The 16,715-nt window shown below is 60.7% G+C and carries 13 protein-coding genes, 1 pseudogene and 1 riboswitch; all 14 genes and pseudogenes read left to right on the top strand.

Annotated features, from left to right (window positions below; genetic code table 11):
- Positions 1–22: 22 nt before the first annotated feature.
- The 14 genes and pseudogenes from AK2_RS11365 (at position 23) to AK2_RS11300 (ending at position 16,668) form a co-directional block, all read left to right on the top strand.
- The gene (locus tag AK2_RS11365; RefSeq protein ID WP_067934453.1) at positions 23–1,237 is read left to right on the top strand and encodes a CDP-glycerol glycerophosphotransferase family protein; all 1,215 of its coding nucleotides are present in this window, start codon (positions 23–25) and stop codon (positions 1,235–1,237) included.
- Positions 1,222–2,028: an ABC transporter permease gene (locus AK2_RS11360; RefSeq protein ID WP_067934452.1), complete on the top strand. Its 807-nt coding sequence runs from the start codon at positions 1,222–1,224 to the stop codon at positions 2,026–2,028. The genes AK2_RS11365 and AK2_RS11360 overlap by 16 nt, the downstream gene beginning before the upstream one ends.
- 111 nt (positions 2,029–2,139) lie before the next feature.
- A pseudogene (gene tagH / locus AK2_RS11355) lies at positions 2,140–2,934 on the top strand (teichoic acids export ABC transporter ATP-binding subunit TagH); the annotation flags it as partial.
- Positions 2,935–3,079: 145 nt separating this feature from the next.
- Entirely contained in the window at positions 3,080–3,637 is a 558-nt protein-coding gene (locus tag AK2_RS11350) for a beta-class carbonic anhydrase (protein WP_067934448.1), read from the top strand.
- A 43-nt stretch (positions 3,638–3,680) separates the two neighbouring features.
- A riboswitch (Fluoride riboswitch) is annotated at positions 3,681–3,743 on the top strand.
- Between the two features lie 187 nt (positions 3,744–3,930).
- Complete coding sequence (locus AK2_RS11345; protein ID WP_067934446.1) at positions 3,931–5,286, top strand: cation:proton antiporter; 1,356 nt, start codon at positions 3,931–3,933, stop codon at positions 5,284–5,286.
- Positions 5,287–5,603: 317 nt separating this feature from the next.
- Positions 5,604–7,268, top strand: a complete 1,665-nt coding sequence (locus tag AK2_RS11340) for a ribulokinase (protein WP_067934444.1) — start codon at positions 5,604–5,606, stop codon at positions 7,266–7,268.
- A gap of 29 nt (positions 7,269–7,297) precedes the next feature.
- Positions 7,298–8,785 (top strand): L-arabinose isomerase, encoded by a 1,488-nt coding sequence (gene araA, locus AK2_RS11335; protein ID WP_067934442.1) that lies wholly within the window; start codon positions 7,298–7,300, stop codon positions 8,783–8,785.
- A 96-nt stretch (positions 8,786–8,881) separates the two neighbouring features.
- Positions 8,882–9,571: an L-ribulose-5-phosphate 4-epimerase gene (gene araD, locus AK2_RS11330; protein WP_067934440.1), complete on the top strand. Its 690-nt coding sequence runs from the start codon at positions 8,882–8,884 to the stop codon at positions 9,569–9,571.
- A gap of 111 nt (positions 9,572–9,682) precedes the next feature.
- Positions 9,683–10,360: an HAD family hydrolase gene (locus AK2_RS11325; RefSeq protein WP_067934523.1), complete on the top strand. Its 678-nt coding sequence runs from the start codon at positions 9,683–9,685 to the stop codon at positions 10,358–10,360.
- A gap of 13 nt (positions 10,361–10,373) precedes the next feature.
- Positions 10,374–11,690 (top strand): sn-glycerol-1-phosphate dehydrogenase, encoded by a 1,317-nt coding sequence (locus AK2_RS11320; protein WP_067934437.1) that lies wholly within the window; start codon positions 10,374–10,376, stop codon positions 11,688–11,690.
- Positions 11,691–11,783: 93 nt separating this feature from the next.
- Positions 11,784–12,932, top strand: a complete 1,149-nt coding sequence (locus tag AK2_RS11315) for a GntR family transcriptional regulator (protein WP_067934435.1) — start codon at positions 11,784–11,786, stop codon at positions 12,930–12,932.
- 419 nt (positions 12,933–13,351) lie between these two features.
- The gene (locus AK2_RS11310; protein ID WP_067934434.1) at positions 13,352–14,725 is read left to right on the top strand and encodes an ABC transporter substrate-binding protein; all 1,374 of its coding nucleotides are present in this window, start codon (positions 13,352–13,354) and stop codon (positions 14,723–14,725) included.
- A gap of 76 nt (positions 14,726–14,801) precedes the next feature.
- A complete protein-coding gene (locus tag AK2_RS11305; protein ID WP_245632882.1) occupies positions 14,802–15,698 on the top strand; it encodes a carbohydrate ABC transporter permease in 897 nt (298 codons plus the stop codon).
- A gap of 28 nt (positions 15,699–15,726) precedes the next feature.
- On the top strand, positions 15,727–16,668 hold the full coding sequence (locus AK2_RS11300) for a carbohydrate ABC transporter permease (RefSeq protein WP_245632881.1): 942 nt from the start codon (positions 15,727–15,729) through the stop codon (positions 16,666–16,668).
- The last annotated feature ends 47 nt before the right edge of the window (positions 16,669–16,715 follow it).

Below are 16,715 nucleotides of genomic sequence, written 5' to 3'. Positions count from 1 at the left end.
TGGGAGGACATCCTGCTTGCGAATGAGGTCATGGGTCTCCAAAATGGGACGCAGGCGGTGGCTGCAGGCGGGGCTTCGCGCAGGTTTTGCGCTGCTGTCCTGGCTGCCGGTCAAGCGCCGCCTGATTGTCTTTGAGAGTTTCATGGGGCGCCAGTACAGTTGCAACCCGCGCGCCATCTACGAATACATGCGTGCGCACCGCCCAGAGTACCAGCTGCTCTGGAGCGCGCACCCGGAGGCGGAGGCGCGGTTTGCGGAGCACGGCGTCTCCTATGTGCGACGGTTTTCGCCTGCGTGGTGGCTGGCGATGGCGAGGGCCCGTTATTGGGTGACCAACAGCCGGCTGCCGCAGTGGATGTCCAAGCCTCGCCACACCGTATACGTACAGACGTGGCACGGAACCCCGCTCAAGCGCCTGGCCGGCGACATGAGCGAGGTGCATATTCCGGGACAGACAAATGATGGGTACAAGCGGGGGTTCTATCGCGAGGCGGCCAAGTGGGACTATTTGGTTTCGCCCAACGCGTATTCGACCGCCATCTTTCGGCGCGCCTTTCGCTACACAGGCGAGGTTCTGGAAACCGGGTATCCGCGCAATGACTACCTGTATACGCACCACGGGGATGGGTCTGTGGCGCGCATCCGGCAGCGTCTGGGCATTCCTGACGGGCGGCGCGTGCTGTTATACGCGCCGACCTGGCGCGATGACGAATACTTCGACGTGGGCCGGTACCGTTTTGGCCTGCACATGGACTTGGAGCGGATGCGGGAGCGGCTGGGGGATTCCTTTGTGCTGCTCCTGCGCCTGCATTACCTGGTCGCCGAACGGATGGACCTGGGTGCGTACAAGGGTTTTGCCATCGATGTGTCGAATCATGAGGATATCCGGGAGCTGTACCTGATTTCGGACCTGCTCATCACGGATTATTCGTCGGTGATGTTTGACTACGCCAACCTCCGTCGACCGATGGTGTTTTACGTCTACGACTTGGAGACGTACCGGGATCGGCTGCGTGGCTTTTATTTCGACTTTGAGCGCGAAGCGCCAGGACCGCTGGTGCGCAACACGGAGGAAATCATCGCGGCGGTCGAGGCTGCACAGGCATCTGGGTTTCAACCGACGCCCGCCTTGGAGGCGTTCGCCCATCGTTTTTGCCGCCTTGAGTGCGGTGAATCCGCCAGGCGGGTGGTCGAGCACGTCTTTGGAGAGAGGAAGAAAGCATGCGTTCAGCCGTGACGGTATTGATTGAGCACATTCGCAACCTGTACTTGATTCGCCGTTTGTCGCTGTTTGAGCTGAAGAGCGACAACAGCGGCCACTACCTCGGCATTCTCTGGGAAATTATTAACCCGATGATTCAGATAGGCATTTATTGGTTCGTGTTTGGCTACGGGATTCGCCGCAGCCATCCGGTCGAGCAGGTGCCGTTCATCCTCTGGATGCTGGCCGGGATGACCGTCTGGTTTTTTGTGAATCAGGCCACCTTGCAGGCTTCCAAGTCGGTCTACACGCGCATCCGCATGGTGGCGCAGATGAATTTCCCCATCAGCGTGATTCCAACCTACGTCATCACCGCCAAGTTCTATCAGCACCTGATACTCTTGGCCATCGTTTTTATCATCTTTCAGTTCACGCCCTTTCACGTGTCCGTGTACCTGATTCAGCTTCCCTATTATATGTTTGGCCTGCTGGCGTTGTTGGTCTCGTTTTCGCTCATCACGTCGACCCTGGCCACCGTGGTGCGCGACGTGCAGATGGTGGTGCAATCGTTCATGCGCATCCTGCTCTATTTGACGCCGCTCCTGTGGGATCCCAGCCATCTCCCGCACCTGGTGCAGGTCATCATGCGGATCAATCCGTTGTTCTACATCGTCGAGGGCTACCGTGCCGCTTTGCTCGGAACATCCTGGTACCTGGTTGACCACGCCGCTTATACCGTATACTTTTGGATTGTCGTCATCCTGTTTTTTGTGTTTGGCTCTGCTGTGCACCTGAAGTTTCGGGCGCATTTTGTCGATTATATGTGACATGCAGCGCGTCGGCGTCACGCCGGGCCGCACTAGGCACACCGCGAACCCACGGGGCGGCGCCCAGGCGGCGGGCGCGTCTCGGCAAACCGGAGGATGGATGTGAGGACCATGGAGCATGCGGTCGTCGTCGAGAACGTTACGAAAAAGTACAAGTTGTTCAAACGCACATCCGAGCGCCTGCTGGACATGATCTTGCCCGGCGGCTATGGAGAGGACTTCTACGCGCTGCGCAACGTCAGCTTCACAGCCGACAAAGGGGACGTCATCGGCATCATCGGCGTGAACGGATCGGGCAAATCGACGCTCTCCAACATCATCGCCGGTATCCTGCCGCCGACCAGCGGCAGCGTGAAGATTGACGGTCAGGCTTCGCTCATCGCCATTTCCTCCGGCTTGAACACCCAACTGACGGGCCGCGAGAACATTGAGCTCAAGTGCCTGATGCTCGGCTTCAACAAGCAGCAAATCCGCGCCATGGAACCGGAGATCATCGAGTTTGCCGACATCGGCAAGTTTATCGACCAGCCGGTCAAAACCTACTCCAGCGGGATGAGATCGCGCCTGGGCTTCGCCATCTCGGTCCATATCGATCCGGACGTGCTCATCATCGACGAGGCGCTATCGGTGGGCGACCAGACGTTTGCCGACAAGTGCCTGGACAAGATGAACGAGTTCAAACAGCGGGGCAAGACGATTTTCTTCATCAGCCACTCGATTGGGCAGGTGAAAAGCTTCTGCCAGAAGGCGCTGTGGTTGGAATACGGCGAGGTGCGCGGGTACGGGAAGATTGCCGACATCGTGCCGCAATACGAGAAGTTCCTCAAGGATTACCGGGCGATGTCGGAGAAGGAAAAGCGCCAGTACAAGGACGGCGTCATGCGCAAACAGCGTGGCCAGGCGCTGGAGGCGGCGAAGTAAAGGACCGCCGGACTGGGCCGCGTGCGCGGCAAGGGGCCGGGTCTGCGCGCGTGCGCGGCGGGGGATGCGGGCCTGCGGCCGCCCTCCTTCGTCTCTGCCAGAATCGGACGCACGACAGGAGGTGTGCCGGATGTCTCGGTTAACCGAGATCCTGGAACACAATCGACGCTTTGTTGCAGACAAAGGCTATGCACCCTACCAGACTTCCAACCTGCCGGACAAGAAGCTGGTGGTCATCTCCTGCATGGACACTCGCCTGGTGGAGCTTTTGCCCAAGGCGATGAACCTGAAGAATGGCGACGCCAACGTCATCAAGGTGGCGGGCGCCATGGTCGGCCATCCGTTTGGCCACGTGATGCAGAGTGTGCTGGTCGCGGTTTACAACCTGGGGGCCGAGGAAGTGTGCGTGGTCGGACACCACCGCTGCGGGATGGCGGCCACGCATGCCAAGACCCTGCTTGAGACGATGAAAAGCCGCGGTATACCCGCCGAGACCCTGGATACCCTTGCCCACAGCGGCATCCGGTTGGAGGAATGGTTGGCGGGATTTAGCGACGTCCGCGCCGAGGTGCGCAAGAGTGTCGCCACCATTCGCAGCCACCCGCTCCTGCCGCCGGGCGTCAAGGTGCACGGACTCGTCGCAGATCCGGACACGGGAGAGCTGGAACTGGTGGAATCGGGCGATTGACGGTGTCCCCGCATGCCTCCCCGCTCTATGATGAGGCATAACCAATTCCATCGGTGATGGAGCTCACCACAACCTCCTCGCAAAGGATGATGGCTCCTGCGGCAGCGCGACGCGCCCCCGCGGGAGCCTGTTTTGTCGACATACCGGGCCCTCAGGCAAGCGCGGAAACTGGTGTCCGAGGCCTGCGGGTGTTTGTCCGAGGTGGACGCTTGCCTTGTAGTGGCTCCCTCCCTCCGCATACGCTATCTCACGTTTGCCTGGCCAGGCGCGAATCCGAATGTGGAGGGAGACGGATGTTCAGTTTAGCATCGGCCGACTTGGTGCGCTTTTTGTTCGCCTTAGTCGCGCTGCTGGCAGCCGCCAATGTGCTCGGCTATGTGGTGGAGCGGTTGGCCATTCCGCGTGTCATCGGGGAAGTCGCCGGCGGGCTGCTGCTCGGGCCCACCTGTTTTGGCGCCTTGTTCCCGCAAGCGTTTCACTGGCTGTACCTCGGGTTTTCGTCCGAGAGCGACCTGTTCGGGCTGTTGTATCAATTCGGGATGATTCTCTTGCTGTACACGGCGGGACTCAAGTTCCAGTCTCGGTTCGCCAAGGCGGACCTGAAGCTCGGTATCGCCATTATCATCGGTTCCACCATCATCCCGTTCGCGGTCGGTTGGCTGTCGACCTACCTGTTCAACCCAGCCCAGTTTCTCGGGGCTGCGCACAACATCGTGGCGCTGAAGATTGTTGTCGCCATCTCCATCGCTGTGACTTCCATCCCGGTCATTGCGAAAATCTTCTCCGATTTGGGCATCATGCACTCCCGCTTTGCGAAAATCGTCGTCGCGATTGCCGGGGTGCACGACCTCATCTTGTGGGTGGCGTTGGCCATCGCCTCCGGAATGGTGTCCTCTCCGGGCGGCCATATCGACGCCTGGACGGTCTCGCGCAGCCTGGTCGTCACCTTCGCCTTCTTGGTTGTCTGCATCGCCCTGGTGCCCTGGGGCCTGCGCCGAATCACCTCCAAGCGCGCGAATTTCCTGTTCCGGGCCTCGTTTCTGGGCTACTTTCTGGTCATCTTGTTCGCCCTGGCGGACATCGCCGGCTACCTGAAGGTGGACGTCATGTACGGCGCGCTGCTGGCCGGCATCGCGACCAAGTTCGCCCTTCCCAAATCCCTTTACCAGCGCCTGGAGGCGGGCATCAACGGCATCGCGTTTGCCTTCTTCATCCCGCTCTACTTCGCCGTCGTCGGGCTGCAGTTGAACCTGGCCAAACACTTCAGCGCCGGCTTCTTTATCCTCTACCTCATCTTCGCGACCATCGTGCAGAGCGTGGTCGTGTACCTCACCTGCCGGGTGGTCAAAACGGACAAACTGACGAGCCTCAACTTCGCGGCCGCCATGAACGCCCGCGGCGGCCCCGGGATTGTGCTCTCGTCGGTGGCGTTCTCGCTCGGCATCATCAACCAGGACTTTTTCGCCATCCTGGTGATGCTGGCGCTGTTGACCTCCTGGATGGCCGGATCTTGGCTGCGCTACGTCCTGCGCAAGGGGATGCGCTTGATGCCGGGGGATGAACGGCTGGTCATCCGCAAGGCACAGGAGGAGGTCTTGTTCCACCCAACAGCCGTTCCCGTTCAGTCGCACGCCCCCAGGCAGCCGTAAGGCGCGCGGCCGCATATAAGATTCCAGCAACAGCATAAGTTAGCATCACGGGCCCGCCTGACCAAGGGTGGGCCCGCAGGGCGCCTGACCCCAAAAATGTACGTACAAATATGTTGACATCCACCCCTGATAGATTGAAAATACAAGGTAGATGTACGCAGTCTTGGCGGGCATCTAGGCCTTATTGTACGGACAAATCGCCGCATGGGAATCCGCTTTCCCTTCCTCGGCCTCGCCGGTCCAGGGAACCTCGCTGTGGTGGCTTTTTGTCTCTTCAAGACCTGCGATTCCCAACAGAATGGGTAGGTGAAACCACGTTGCCATACGCGATTGGCATTGATTACGGTACCCAGTCCGGGCGCGTGCTGCTGCTCAATCTCGCGACGGCCGCCGAGGAAGCCGTCTCGGTCGTGCCCTACCGGCACGGCGTGATTGACGACACGCTGCCGGGCACCGATATCGCGCTGGCGCCCGACTGGGCGCTGCAGCACCCGCAGGATTATCTCGACGTCCTCTATCAGGGCGTTCCCGACGTCCTGGCGCAAGCCGGCGTCTCCGGCCGCGACGTGGTCGGGGTGGGCATCGACTTCACCTCCTGCACCGTCCTGCCGGTGGCGGACGACGGCACCCCGCTGTGTCTGCTGCCGGAGTGGCGCCAGCGCCCGCACGCTTGGCCGAAGTTGTGGAAGCACCACGCCGCCCAGCCGATTGCGGATCGCATCAACGAGCTGGCCAAGGCGCGCGGGGAGTCGTTTCTGTCCCGTTACGGCGGCCGCGTTTCATCCGAGTGGTACTTTCCGAAGCTCCTGGAGGTGTTTGAGCAGGACCAACCGGTCTACAACGCCTGCGCCGCCTTCGTCGAGGCGACCGACTGGATTGTCTGGCACCTGACCGGGCGCTTGCGGCGCAACAGTTGCACCGCCGGCTACAAGGCGATGTGGTCGCCCGACGAGGGCTTTCCGCCGCTTGATTTCTTTACCGCACTTCATCCCGATTTTACCGATCCGTTTGCCAAACTGGGGCACGAGTTCTACCCGCTTGGCACCTGTGCGGGCCACGTCCGGCCCGATGTGGCGGCCAAGTTGGGTCTTTCCGAACAGGCGGCGGTGGCGGTGGGCAACGTCGACGCCATGGTCTCGGTACCGCCCGTCGGCGTGAAGGCGCCCGGATCGTTTGTGATGGTGATGGGGACCTCCATCTGCCACCTGACGGTGACCGACGAGGAGGTGCGCCTGCCCGGCATCACCGGCGTCGTCAAGGACGGGGTACTGCCCGGACGCTATGGCTACGAGGCCGGCCAGGCGGCTGTGGGCGACATGTTTGAGTGGTTCGTCAAGCACCAGGTGCCCGCGCGTGAACAGGCGGCGGCCGAACAGGCAGGGGTCTCCATCTATGAGCACCTGGAGGCGCAGGCGGCGCGGCTCGCCATCGGCGAGAACGGGCTGATTGCGCTGGACTGGTGGAACGGCAACCGCAGCATCCTCTCTGACGCCAACTTGAGCGGGGCCCTCGTCGGCTACACGCTGGCGACGACGCCGGCGGAGGTGTACCGGGCGCTGCTCGAGTCCACCGCCTTTGGCACGCGGCGCATCGTCGAGAACTTCGGTGCCCACGGCATCCCTTTTCACGAACTGGTGGCCTGTGGCGGCCTCGCCCACAAGAGTCCGCTGTTGATGCAGATTTACGCCGACGTGATGGGGCTTCCGGTCATCGTGCGCGATTCGCGCGAGGTACCGGCGCGCGGCGCAGCCCTGTTCGGCGCGGTGGCGGCCGGATCGGCCAAGGGCGGGTTTGACACGATTGAGCAGGCGAGCGACGCCCTCGCCGCCCCGGTGGCGCGCCGGTATGAACCCAATCCGGCGGCTCACGCGGCGTACAACCGGCTCTACGGCCTGTACAAAGAGCTGTACGGCTGGTTTGGGCAGGAGAACGTCCGCCTCATGCACGAGCTCAAATCCATCCGCCTGACGGCGGCGAAATGACCTTGCGCTGGACAACAGGAGGAGAAAACATGCGGAAACCGACCTTGCAGTTTTGGTTTGTCACAGGCAGCCAGCACCTGTACGGAGAGGAGGCGCTGCGCCAGGTCGAAGCGCACACGACGGAGATGGTGCGCGCCCTCAATTCCGGCGGCAGGCTGCCGTTTGCCTTGGTGCAAAAGCCGGTGGTCGCGACGGCGGAAGCGATTCACGCCTTGTTCCTTGAGGCCAACCGAGATCCTTCCTGCGCCGGCGTCATCACCTGGATGCACACTTTTTCGCCGGCGAAGATGTGGATTGCCGGGCTGATGAGCTGCCAGCGACCGATTCTGCACCTGCACACCCAGTTCAATCGGGACATCCCGTGGCAATCGATAGACATGGACTTCATGAACCTCAACCAGTCGGCGCACGGGGACCGCGAGTACGGCTTCATGGCCGCCCGGCTCAAGGTGGCGCGCAAGGTGGTCGTGGGCCACTTCGCGGACGAGGCGGTGCAGTCGCGCATCGCCGCCTGGATGCGCGTGGCGGCCGCACACCGCTTGAGCCAGGGGCTGAAGGTCGCGCGCTTTGGCGACAACATGCGCGACGTGGCGGTGACCGAGGGCGACAAGGTGGAGGCGCAAATTCGCTTTGGCTGGACCGTGGACGGCTACGGCATCGGCGACCTCGTCGACGTCATCAACCAGGTCGGCGGCGCCGAGGTGGACAAGCTGCTTGGCGAGTACCGGGACCTGTACGAGATCCCGGCCTGGGTGGCGGACGACGCCGAGAAGTGGCAGCGCGTGCGCGAGCAGGCGCAGATTGAGCTCGGGCTGCGCCGCTTCCTCGACGAGGGCGGCTACGAGGCGTTCACCACGACCTTTGAGGACCTGCACGGCATGAGCCAGCTCCCCGGCCTGGCGGCGCAACGGCTGATGGCCGACGGCTATGGCTTCGGCGGCGAGGGCGACTGGAAGACAGCGGCGCTCCTGCGCGTGTTCAAGGTGATGGCCGACCTGAAGGGCACCTCCTTCATGGAGGATTACACCTACCACCTGGAGCCGGGCAACCAGCTGCTGCTGGGCGCGCACATGCTCGAGGTCTGCCCGACGGTGGCGGCCGACAAGCCGCGCCTGGAGGTGCACCCGCTGCTCATGGGCCACAAGGCCGATCCCGCCCGGCTCGTGTTCAACGGACGTCCTGGCCGGGCGGTGGTGGTGTCCGTGGTCGACCTGGGCCACCGTTTCCGCATCGTGCAGAACGAGGTGGAGGCGGTGCCGGTGCCCAAGGACATGCCCAAGCTCCCGGTGGCGCGCGTGCTGTGGCGGCCGCAGCCATCCTTGTCCGCCGCGGCGGAAGCGTGGATTTACGCCGGCGGCGCGCACCACACCGTGTTCTCCTACGAAGTCACGGCGGAACAGGTGCAGGACTTTGCGGATATCCTCGGCGTGGAGTGCGTCACCATCGACCAGCACACCAACCCGCAGGAGCTGCGCACGCGCCTGCGTCTCGACGACGCCGCCTGGAAGCTGGTGTAGAGCGGGTGGGCTACGGGAAGCAGGCGTTTTTGTGGGGCGGGGGATGGGTCCCGTCCCGTTTCCTAGCATGACGAATCCCAACGGAGGTGGATGAGGGTGCTGGAACAACTGAAGCAGGCCGTGTGGGAGGCCAACCTTCAACTGCCCAAGCATCAACTGGTAAAATTCACGTGGGGCAATGTCAGCGGCGTTGACCGCGAACGCGGCCTGTTTGTCATCAAGCCAAGCGGGGTGCCGTACGAAGAACTGCAACCCGAGCACATGGTGGTGTGCAACCTGGACGGCGAGGTGGTGGAAGGGGATTTGCGCCCCTCCTCCGACACACCGACCCACGCTCTGTTGTACAAGTCGCTGCCGACGATTGGCGGCATCGTGCACACGCACTCCCCGTGGGGCACCGTGTGGGCGCAGGCGGGCAAGCCGATTCCCGCGCTCGGCACCACCCACGCCGATTATTACTACGGATCTATCCCTTGCACGCGGGCGCTGACGGACGACGAGATCAGCGGCGACTACGAATATGAAACCGGGCGCGTCATTGTCGAGACGCTGGGCGAGACAAATCCGCTTTCGATGCCGGGCGTGTTGGTCCGCAGCCACGCGCCTTTCTGCTGGGGCAAGGACGCCGCGGACGCGGTGCACAACGCGGTGGTGCTGGAAGAGGTGGCCAGGTTGGCCTACCACTCGTTGGCGCTCAATCCCAGCCTGGCGCCGATGCAGCAGAGCCTGCTCGACAAGCACTACCTGCGCAAACACGGGAAGAACGCGTATTACGGCCAGCGCTGAACTCGCGGCTTCGGCCGCCCGGGCGACAGGCGCCTTCCGCGCGTCTTCGCCGGCGGCCCGGTGCCGCGGCATTGCCGACGACACAAGTGAGGACGTGATGGTGGCTTGGCCCTGCAAGCGAGAGTTCGACCCGAGGCCTTGTTGTTCGATTTGGATGGAACGCTGTTTCAGACGGAGACGCTGTCTGTGCCCGCCTATGAGCGGACATTTGCCGATTTGCGCCGGGAAGGGCTGTGGCAGGGGCCGACACCGCCGGTGGAGCGGTTCCTCGGCAGCCTCGGTCTGCTCCTGGACGAGATCTGGCACAACGTGATGCCTGAGGCGGACGCCGCCACGCGCCGGCGGGCGGACGAACTCCTGCTCCAGCACCAGCTCGCTGGCTTGAAGCAGGGCGAGGGCCGCCTGTACCCCGGCGTCCCGGAAACCCTGCAGGGGCTGGCGGAACTGGGGTGCCAGTTGTTTGTGGCCAGCAACGGCCTGGAGGCGTACGTGAAAGGAGCCCTTGAAGCCACCGGCATCGCCCGCTGGTTTGCGGGGGCGTACAGCGCCGGGGAATACCAGACTGCGTCCAAGGTTGAATTGGTGCGGCTGCTGCTGTCGCGCCAGGGCCTGACCTCGGCCTGGATGGTGGGTGACCGGCAATCCGACGTCGAGGCCGGCAGGCAGAACGGCCTGTTTGTGGTCGGCTGCGGTTACGGGGGCTTTCATAAACCTGATGAGCTGGCCAAGGCCGATGTCGTCATCCGCTCGTTTTCACAGTTGTTGCCCCTGGTGCAGCAAGCACACTGAGGAGGGATTGTCCATGCTCGCGGCGGAAGCCTGGATGGGCCGGTCGGTCGCCTGTGCCTGCGGCCAAACGCATCACGTGCCGATTGAGCAGGTCTGCATCGGATCCGATATGCTGGAGCGCCTGAAGGCTTACGCCGCCGCCCAGCAGGCGGAGGACTGGCTGGTCGTCAGCGACGCCAACACCCACCCGCTTCTCGGCGGGGCAGCCGCGTCCGCGCTGGCTGCGGCGGGCCACAAAGTGCATACGCACGTCTTCCCGGAGACGCACGACCTTTTGCCCGACCGACCGCAGATTGAAGCGGTGCGGCGGCGCATTCGCGAGACGGGCGCGCAGGTGGCGGTGGCGGTGGGCAGCGGCGTCATCAACGACATCACCCGCTACGCCAGTTTCAAGGAGAGCATCCCCTACGTCGTCGTCGCCACCGCCCCGTCGATGGACGGGTACGCGTCCAGCGTGGCGGCGCTGCAGTTTGATGGCCTGAAGACGACCTTGCCGGCGCACACGGCGAGGGCGATTTTTGCCGATCCGTCCGTCCTCGCCAGAGCCCCGTGGGAACTGATTCAGGCTGGTTTTGGCGATCTCGTCGGCAAGACCATCTCTTTGCTGGATTGGAAGCTGACGCACACCCTTTACCAGGAACCGCTCTGCGCGGCTGCTTACGAATTGGTGCAAAAGCCGCTCAAGGTGTGCATCGACGCGGCTGAAGGGCTGCGCAGCCGCGACTCCGGGGCGGTGCAAGAGCTGTTTTTAGGCCTGGTCAACGCCGGCGTGGCGATGGCGATGGTCGGCAACTCGCGCCCCTGCAGCGGCAGTGAGCACCACCTCTCCCACTTCTGGGACCTGCTCGCGTACAAGGGACGGCGCGCGCACGCCTCGCACGGGCACCAGGTCGGGTACGCCACCACGTGGATGATGAAGTTTTACCGGCTGCTCCCGCAGATTGACGAGCTGGTTCAGCCCAAGCCGCGCACATTGGATATGTCCTGGCGAGAGTGGGTGCGCGAGTTTTACGGCGACGGGGCCGAGACGGTGGAGGCCGCCCAGGCGCGCAAGGCCGAGCGTCTGGCCGCGCGCCAGGACAACTGGCGCGAGTGGAGCCGCAAGAGCATTCTCGCCGCTTTGCAGCCCGAGTTCTCCTGGTTCGCGCAGGTCGAGCGGGCGCTGGGGGTGATGGGCCTGGCGGACGCAGGCGCGCGGCTGGAGGTTGACCGCCCCATTCTGCGGGAGACGTTCCAGCACGCATGGGAGCTGCGCGACAGGTACACCATCTTCGACTTTTTGGCCGGTCAAGGCCGCATGGCGTGGGCAATGGAGGCGGTGTTGGGGTAAAATTGAAAGTTGATCTTTGGTCCTGGATTCTGCGTGGGGGAGGGCTTGACCCAGAACGCCAGGACAGCGAGAACGGCCAGGGAGGGGCAGTTTGTGGAGAACAAAAAGACTTCCAAGCACCTGCAGGTGAGTGACACCATACGTGAGTGGATTCAGGATGGGCGTTTCCAGCCCGGTGACCAACTGCCCACCGAGATTGAATTGGCCGAGGAGTTCCGGGTCAGCCGCCACACGATTCGGCAAGCCATATCGTCGCTCGCGGCGGCCGGCCTGATCAGTCGTGTGCAGGGCCGCGGCACGTTTGTCGCACAACCCCACGTTTCGCGCACCTCCGTGCCCACCCGGATAATTGGCGTGCTGACCACATACATCAACGACTATATCTTCCCCGCCATCATCCGCGGAATCGAATCGGAACTGAGCCAGGCCGGCTATTCGGTATTGTTGTTCAGCACGTCCAATGACTTCTCCCGGGAACGGGACGCCCTGCGGCGCATCTTGGAGACGCACGTGGACGGACTGATTGTTGAACCGACGAAAAGCGCCGTGGCAAATCCGAATCTCGACTTGTATCTGCAGATTCTCGAACGCAACATCCCGATGGTCATGCTCCACGCCTCGTATCTCGAACTGTGCACGCCGACCATTCGCATTGACGATGTGGGGGCTGCGCAGACCATTACCCAGCACCTGATGGAACTGGGGCACACCCGCATCGGCGGGCTGTTCAAATCGGATGACGTCCAGGGCAAATTCCGCATGCGCGGATTCCTGAAGGCCTTAAAGGCGCACGGCATCCTGCCCGCATCGCGCTTTATCGCGATGTACGAGACGGAGACGCGGCGCGAAGCTGTCGAGACCCTTACCCAGCGCATCCTCGCAGCCCCGCCGGACACGCGCCCGGAAGCCGTCGTTTGCTACAACGACGAGGTGGCGTTTGAACTGGTGACCATGCTCGGCCAACATGGCGTCCGGGTGCCTGAGGACGTGTCCATCGTCGGCTTTGACGACGCGCCCCTGGCCAGTGTGGGAGAGGTCCCGCTGACCACGATGACGCACCCCAAGACGCAGATGGGGGTAGCGGCGGCGCGGTTTATGGTGGAAGCCATACAGAATCCAGGGGGACTCGGGAGTGGCAAAGATGACCGTGACCATGTTCTGGGCTCGGAACTGATTGTCCGTCGGTCGGCACGCGAAGTGGAAACCGCCTTTTCCTCCCCAACCAGCCACGACACGAATTGAATTTGCGTCCCCTCCAAAGAGATCTTTCAGGCCCGGATGCGAGCGGGTTGGCATGGCTCCACAGTTACGTGGAGGCTAAGACATCCGTACAAATGCATGGTTTTCCGCTCTGTCCGGGCCCTCTTCACACCAATGTCCGAACCACCGCTATCGACACAAAAATTTGTACGTACAAAATGATTGACACTTTGGACTCTCGCGGATATTATCAATGTAAGCGGATAACATGCGAGGTTTACCTGTTTTGTCGAGCCAGCAAGGTCGTGGAGGGAAGGCGGAAATAGGCTCATGGGTGCATAGATTCGTACAAATTAAGGGGGTCGATGAAGAGAATAGTTTCGTACCTTTGGAAGCGATTGCGTTTCTGTGGTTTTGTAGAAGAAAGAATTATCAGGTTAAATGAAAAGGGGGAGCACGGCATGAAGCTGAAAAACATCCTCTTCGGCGCTTCCGCCGCATTGGTGGCAATGGGGGCCGTGGCCGGCTGCGGCTCGGCCCAAGGTGGCGGGTCCGGTTCATCCTCAACACAGAAGTTAAAGATCGATCCGAAGACGGGCTACCCGGAATTTAAAAAGAACGCCACCATCACGTGGTGGAGCTGGGTTCCGAATGCCGCCGGGGAAGTGAAGATTTTCGAGAAATACTACCCAAACATCAAAGTCAAATTGGTCAATGCCGGCGCCGGAACCACCGAGTACACGAAGTTCAGCACGGTATTGCAGTCGGGAAGCGGCGTTCCGGATGTGGTCATGCTGGAATACGACGTGATGCCGCAATACATTTCTTCCAACGCATTGGCGGACATTACTCCCTACGTGAAGAACTATAAAGACAAGTTCCCGCAGTGGGTGCTCAACCAGGTCACATACGACGGGCGCATCTACGGCGTACCGGAAGACACGGGGCCGCTTGGCTTGTTCTATCAAAAGAGTGTTTTCGACAAGTACCACCTGAAGGTGCCGACCACGTGGGAGGAATACAAGCGGGAGGCGCTTGCCTTCCATAAGCAGAATCCAAAGGCCTACTTCACCTACTTCCTGAACAACGATGCGCAATGGATTCAGTCCCTGTTCTGGCAGGCTGGCGTCTCCCCCGTGCAGCGCGACGGGGACGGTTGGAAGGTCAACTTCACCGATCCAAAGATCGCCAAGGTCCTGAGCTACTGGAAGGGCCTTGTGGATGCCGGGGCGGTGGACTTCACGGCCTCCGGCCCTTCCTGGGAGAAGAACATCAACAACGGTGTTTATGCGACGGCGGTGGGAGCTGCTTGGTTTGACAGCGAGACGTTGGTGCCATGGGATCACAATCTGAGCCAGCACAAGTGGCACGTGGCGTTCATTCCCCAGTGGCAGGCTGGACAACAGGTCGATGGTGATTTCGGCGGCTCGGTGCAAGCGGTGACAAAGGCTTCCAAGAACCAGGAGGCGGCGGCTATCTTCGCCACTTTCATCAACACGCAGGAGGAAGAGTTGCAGCATGACGTATCGCCGGCCAAGACCGGTGGCGGTGGGCTCTTCCCGGCCAGCTCCGATGGATTCAAACTGGATCAGTTTAACGCTCCAAACCCGGCGTTGGACAACCAGCGGTCCAACAAAGAGGTGTTCGCGAAGGCTTCGCCCCAAGTCTACTCTGGATTCCAATGGAGCCCTTGGTCAACCTACGTTTTCAATCAATTGACAAGTGAGTTGAGTAAGGCGTTCACCAACAAGGAGTCCATCCAGCAGGCGCTGCAAAATGTCCAGGATAAAGTTGTCACCTATGGCAAGTCCCAGGGCTACAAGGTGACCACTTAATTCAGGCTGTGCTGTCCCGGGGTGGGCTCTATCGCCCTACCCCGGGCAACTCTCTACACATCGGGGTGGGAATGATATGGCAGCACAAATGATCCGGAACCGCATGCAGCCGTGGACGTTTCTGGCGCCCTTTCTCCTTCTTTTTGTGGCCTTCCTGTTGGTCCCCCTGATTTACGCGGTGTACATCAGTTTCTTTGTCCGTCGCATGGGAGTGCTCTACTTTGTCGGCTTCCAGAACTATATTACGGCCATACAAGACCATCAGTTTTGGGTGTCCATCGTCCGCGTGTTCTTTTACGGTGTTGTACAGGGAGTCATCATGATTGTTTTGGCCCTCCTGTTGGCGCTCTTGCTTGACACCAAGTGGGCGAAGTTCAAATCGTTGTTTCGTCTGTTGTTCCTTTTGCCTTACGCGGTGCCCGGCGTGTTTGCATCCATTCTGTGGGGTTTCCTGTACTCCAAGTCGATGAACCCGCTGCTGCACGACCTTAAGTTCGATCCGCTTTCCAGCGGCTTTCTTCTTTACGCTATCGTCAACATCGCTACCTGGGAATGGGCAGGATACAACATGATTCTGTACATTGCCTCCTTGACCGGAGTTTCAAGCGAGCTCTATGAAGCCGCCAAACTGGACGGTTGCAACGAGTGGCAATTGGCTCGTTTCATCAAACTGCCATTGCTGAAACCGACCATCGTGATGACCTGTATCCTCAGCTTTATCGGTTCCATGCAACTTTTCAATGAACCGTTCCTGTTGACGGCGCTAACACCGATCTCGCCGGACTTTACACCAAACATCTACATCTACAATATGGCCTTCTCGATGACCAACCTTCCGTATGCCGCGACCCTATCGGTGTTTCTCGCGCTGATCACGATTCTGATCTCGGTCATCGCACTGATAGTGAACCGCTTGTGGCGGCGCCGTACGCCAACAGCAGGGGCGGGGGCCTCGGCCGCATCGGCGGCGTAAGCCAGTTTAAGAGAGGGGAGGCATACGAGTGGCACAGCACACGGGCAGCGCAACCGCGCAGATGAAGGACCGTACAGGAGTTCTACCCCAAGCGAATTATCGGGCGGTTCGGGCAAAGACGGTGGCAACACAGTCGGTTGTGACGCTGATTTTATTTATACTCGCGTTTTACTTCATGTTACCTATCATCTGGATTCTGATTGCGTCGACAAAGAACGCGAAAGAACTCTCGTCCACAGGCATCTTCAGCTTGCCGAGCCGCTTGCATTTCTTTGAAAATGTGCGCTTGCTCACGACGTATCAACACGGCGTGTATTGGATGTGGTTTCTTAACTCTGCCATCTACGCCGTTGCGGTGGCGGTGCTGACCTGTATCGTCTCGTCGATGGCCGGATATGCTCTGGCCAAGTACGACTTTCGGGGGCGAAACGGCATCTTTTTGCTTGTTATTGCCTCTCTGATGATTCCAGGTACCGTTACCGCCATCCCGCTCTTCATTGTGGAGAAAGCGTTCAACCTGGTGGATACGTACGCAGGGGTTATTTTCCCCTTGATTGCCAGTCCGTTTGGTGTGTACTTTCTCCGCATCTATATCCAAGATGTTGTTCCAAATGACCTGTTGGACGCTGCCCGCGTGGACGGTGCCTCTGCAGCGCGCACGTTCTGGAGCGTCGTGTTTCCGGTGATTCGTCCCGCGCTCGTCACGTTGTTTCTTATTAGCATGGTAGGCACGTGGAACAACTTTTTCCTGCCGTTGGTTTTGCTCAACAACCAGGACCTCTACCCGCTCCCAGTCGGCATCGAATCATTGATGAGCCTGATCAACACGCCGGAGGCAGCCATGACCGTACCATTGTATCCGCTCATCATCACGGGGTCTCTGATCTCGATTGCACCGATGATCATCGGGTTCATCCTGTTCCGCAAACAAATTGTCACTGGCCTGACGCAGGGGAGCGTGAAGCTTTAACTGCGCATCCGATTCTAAGTCAGTCAACGACAGTTTTACAGATTTTA

Source organism: Alicyclobacillus kakegawensis NBRC 103104, from assembly GCF_001552655.1.
In the GTDB taxonomy this organism is placed as follows: domain Bacteria; phylum Bacillota; class Bacilli; order Alicyclobacillales; family Alicyclobacillaceae; genus Alicyclobacillus_G; species Alicyclobacillus_G kakegawensis.
Note: the sequence above shows the minus strand (reverse complement) of the source record. Positions and strands in the feature narration are given on the sequence as shown.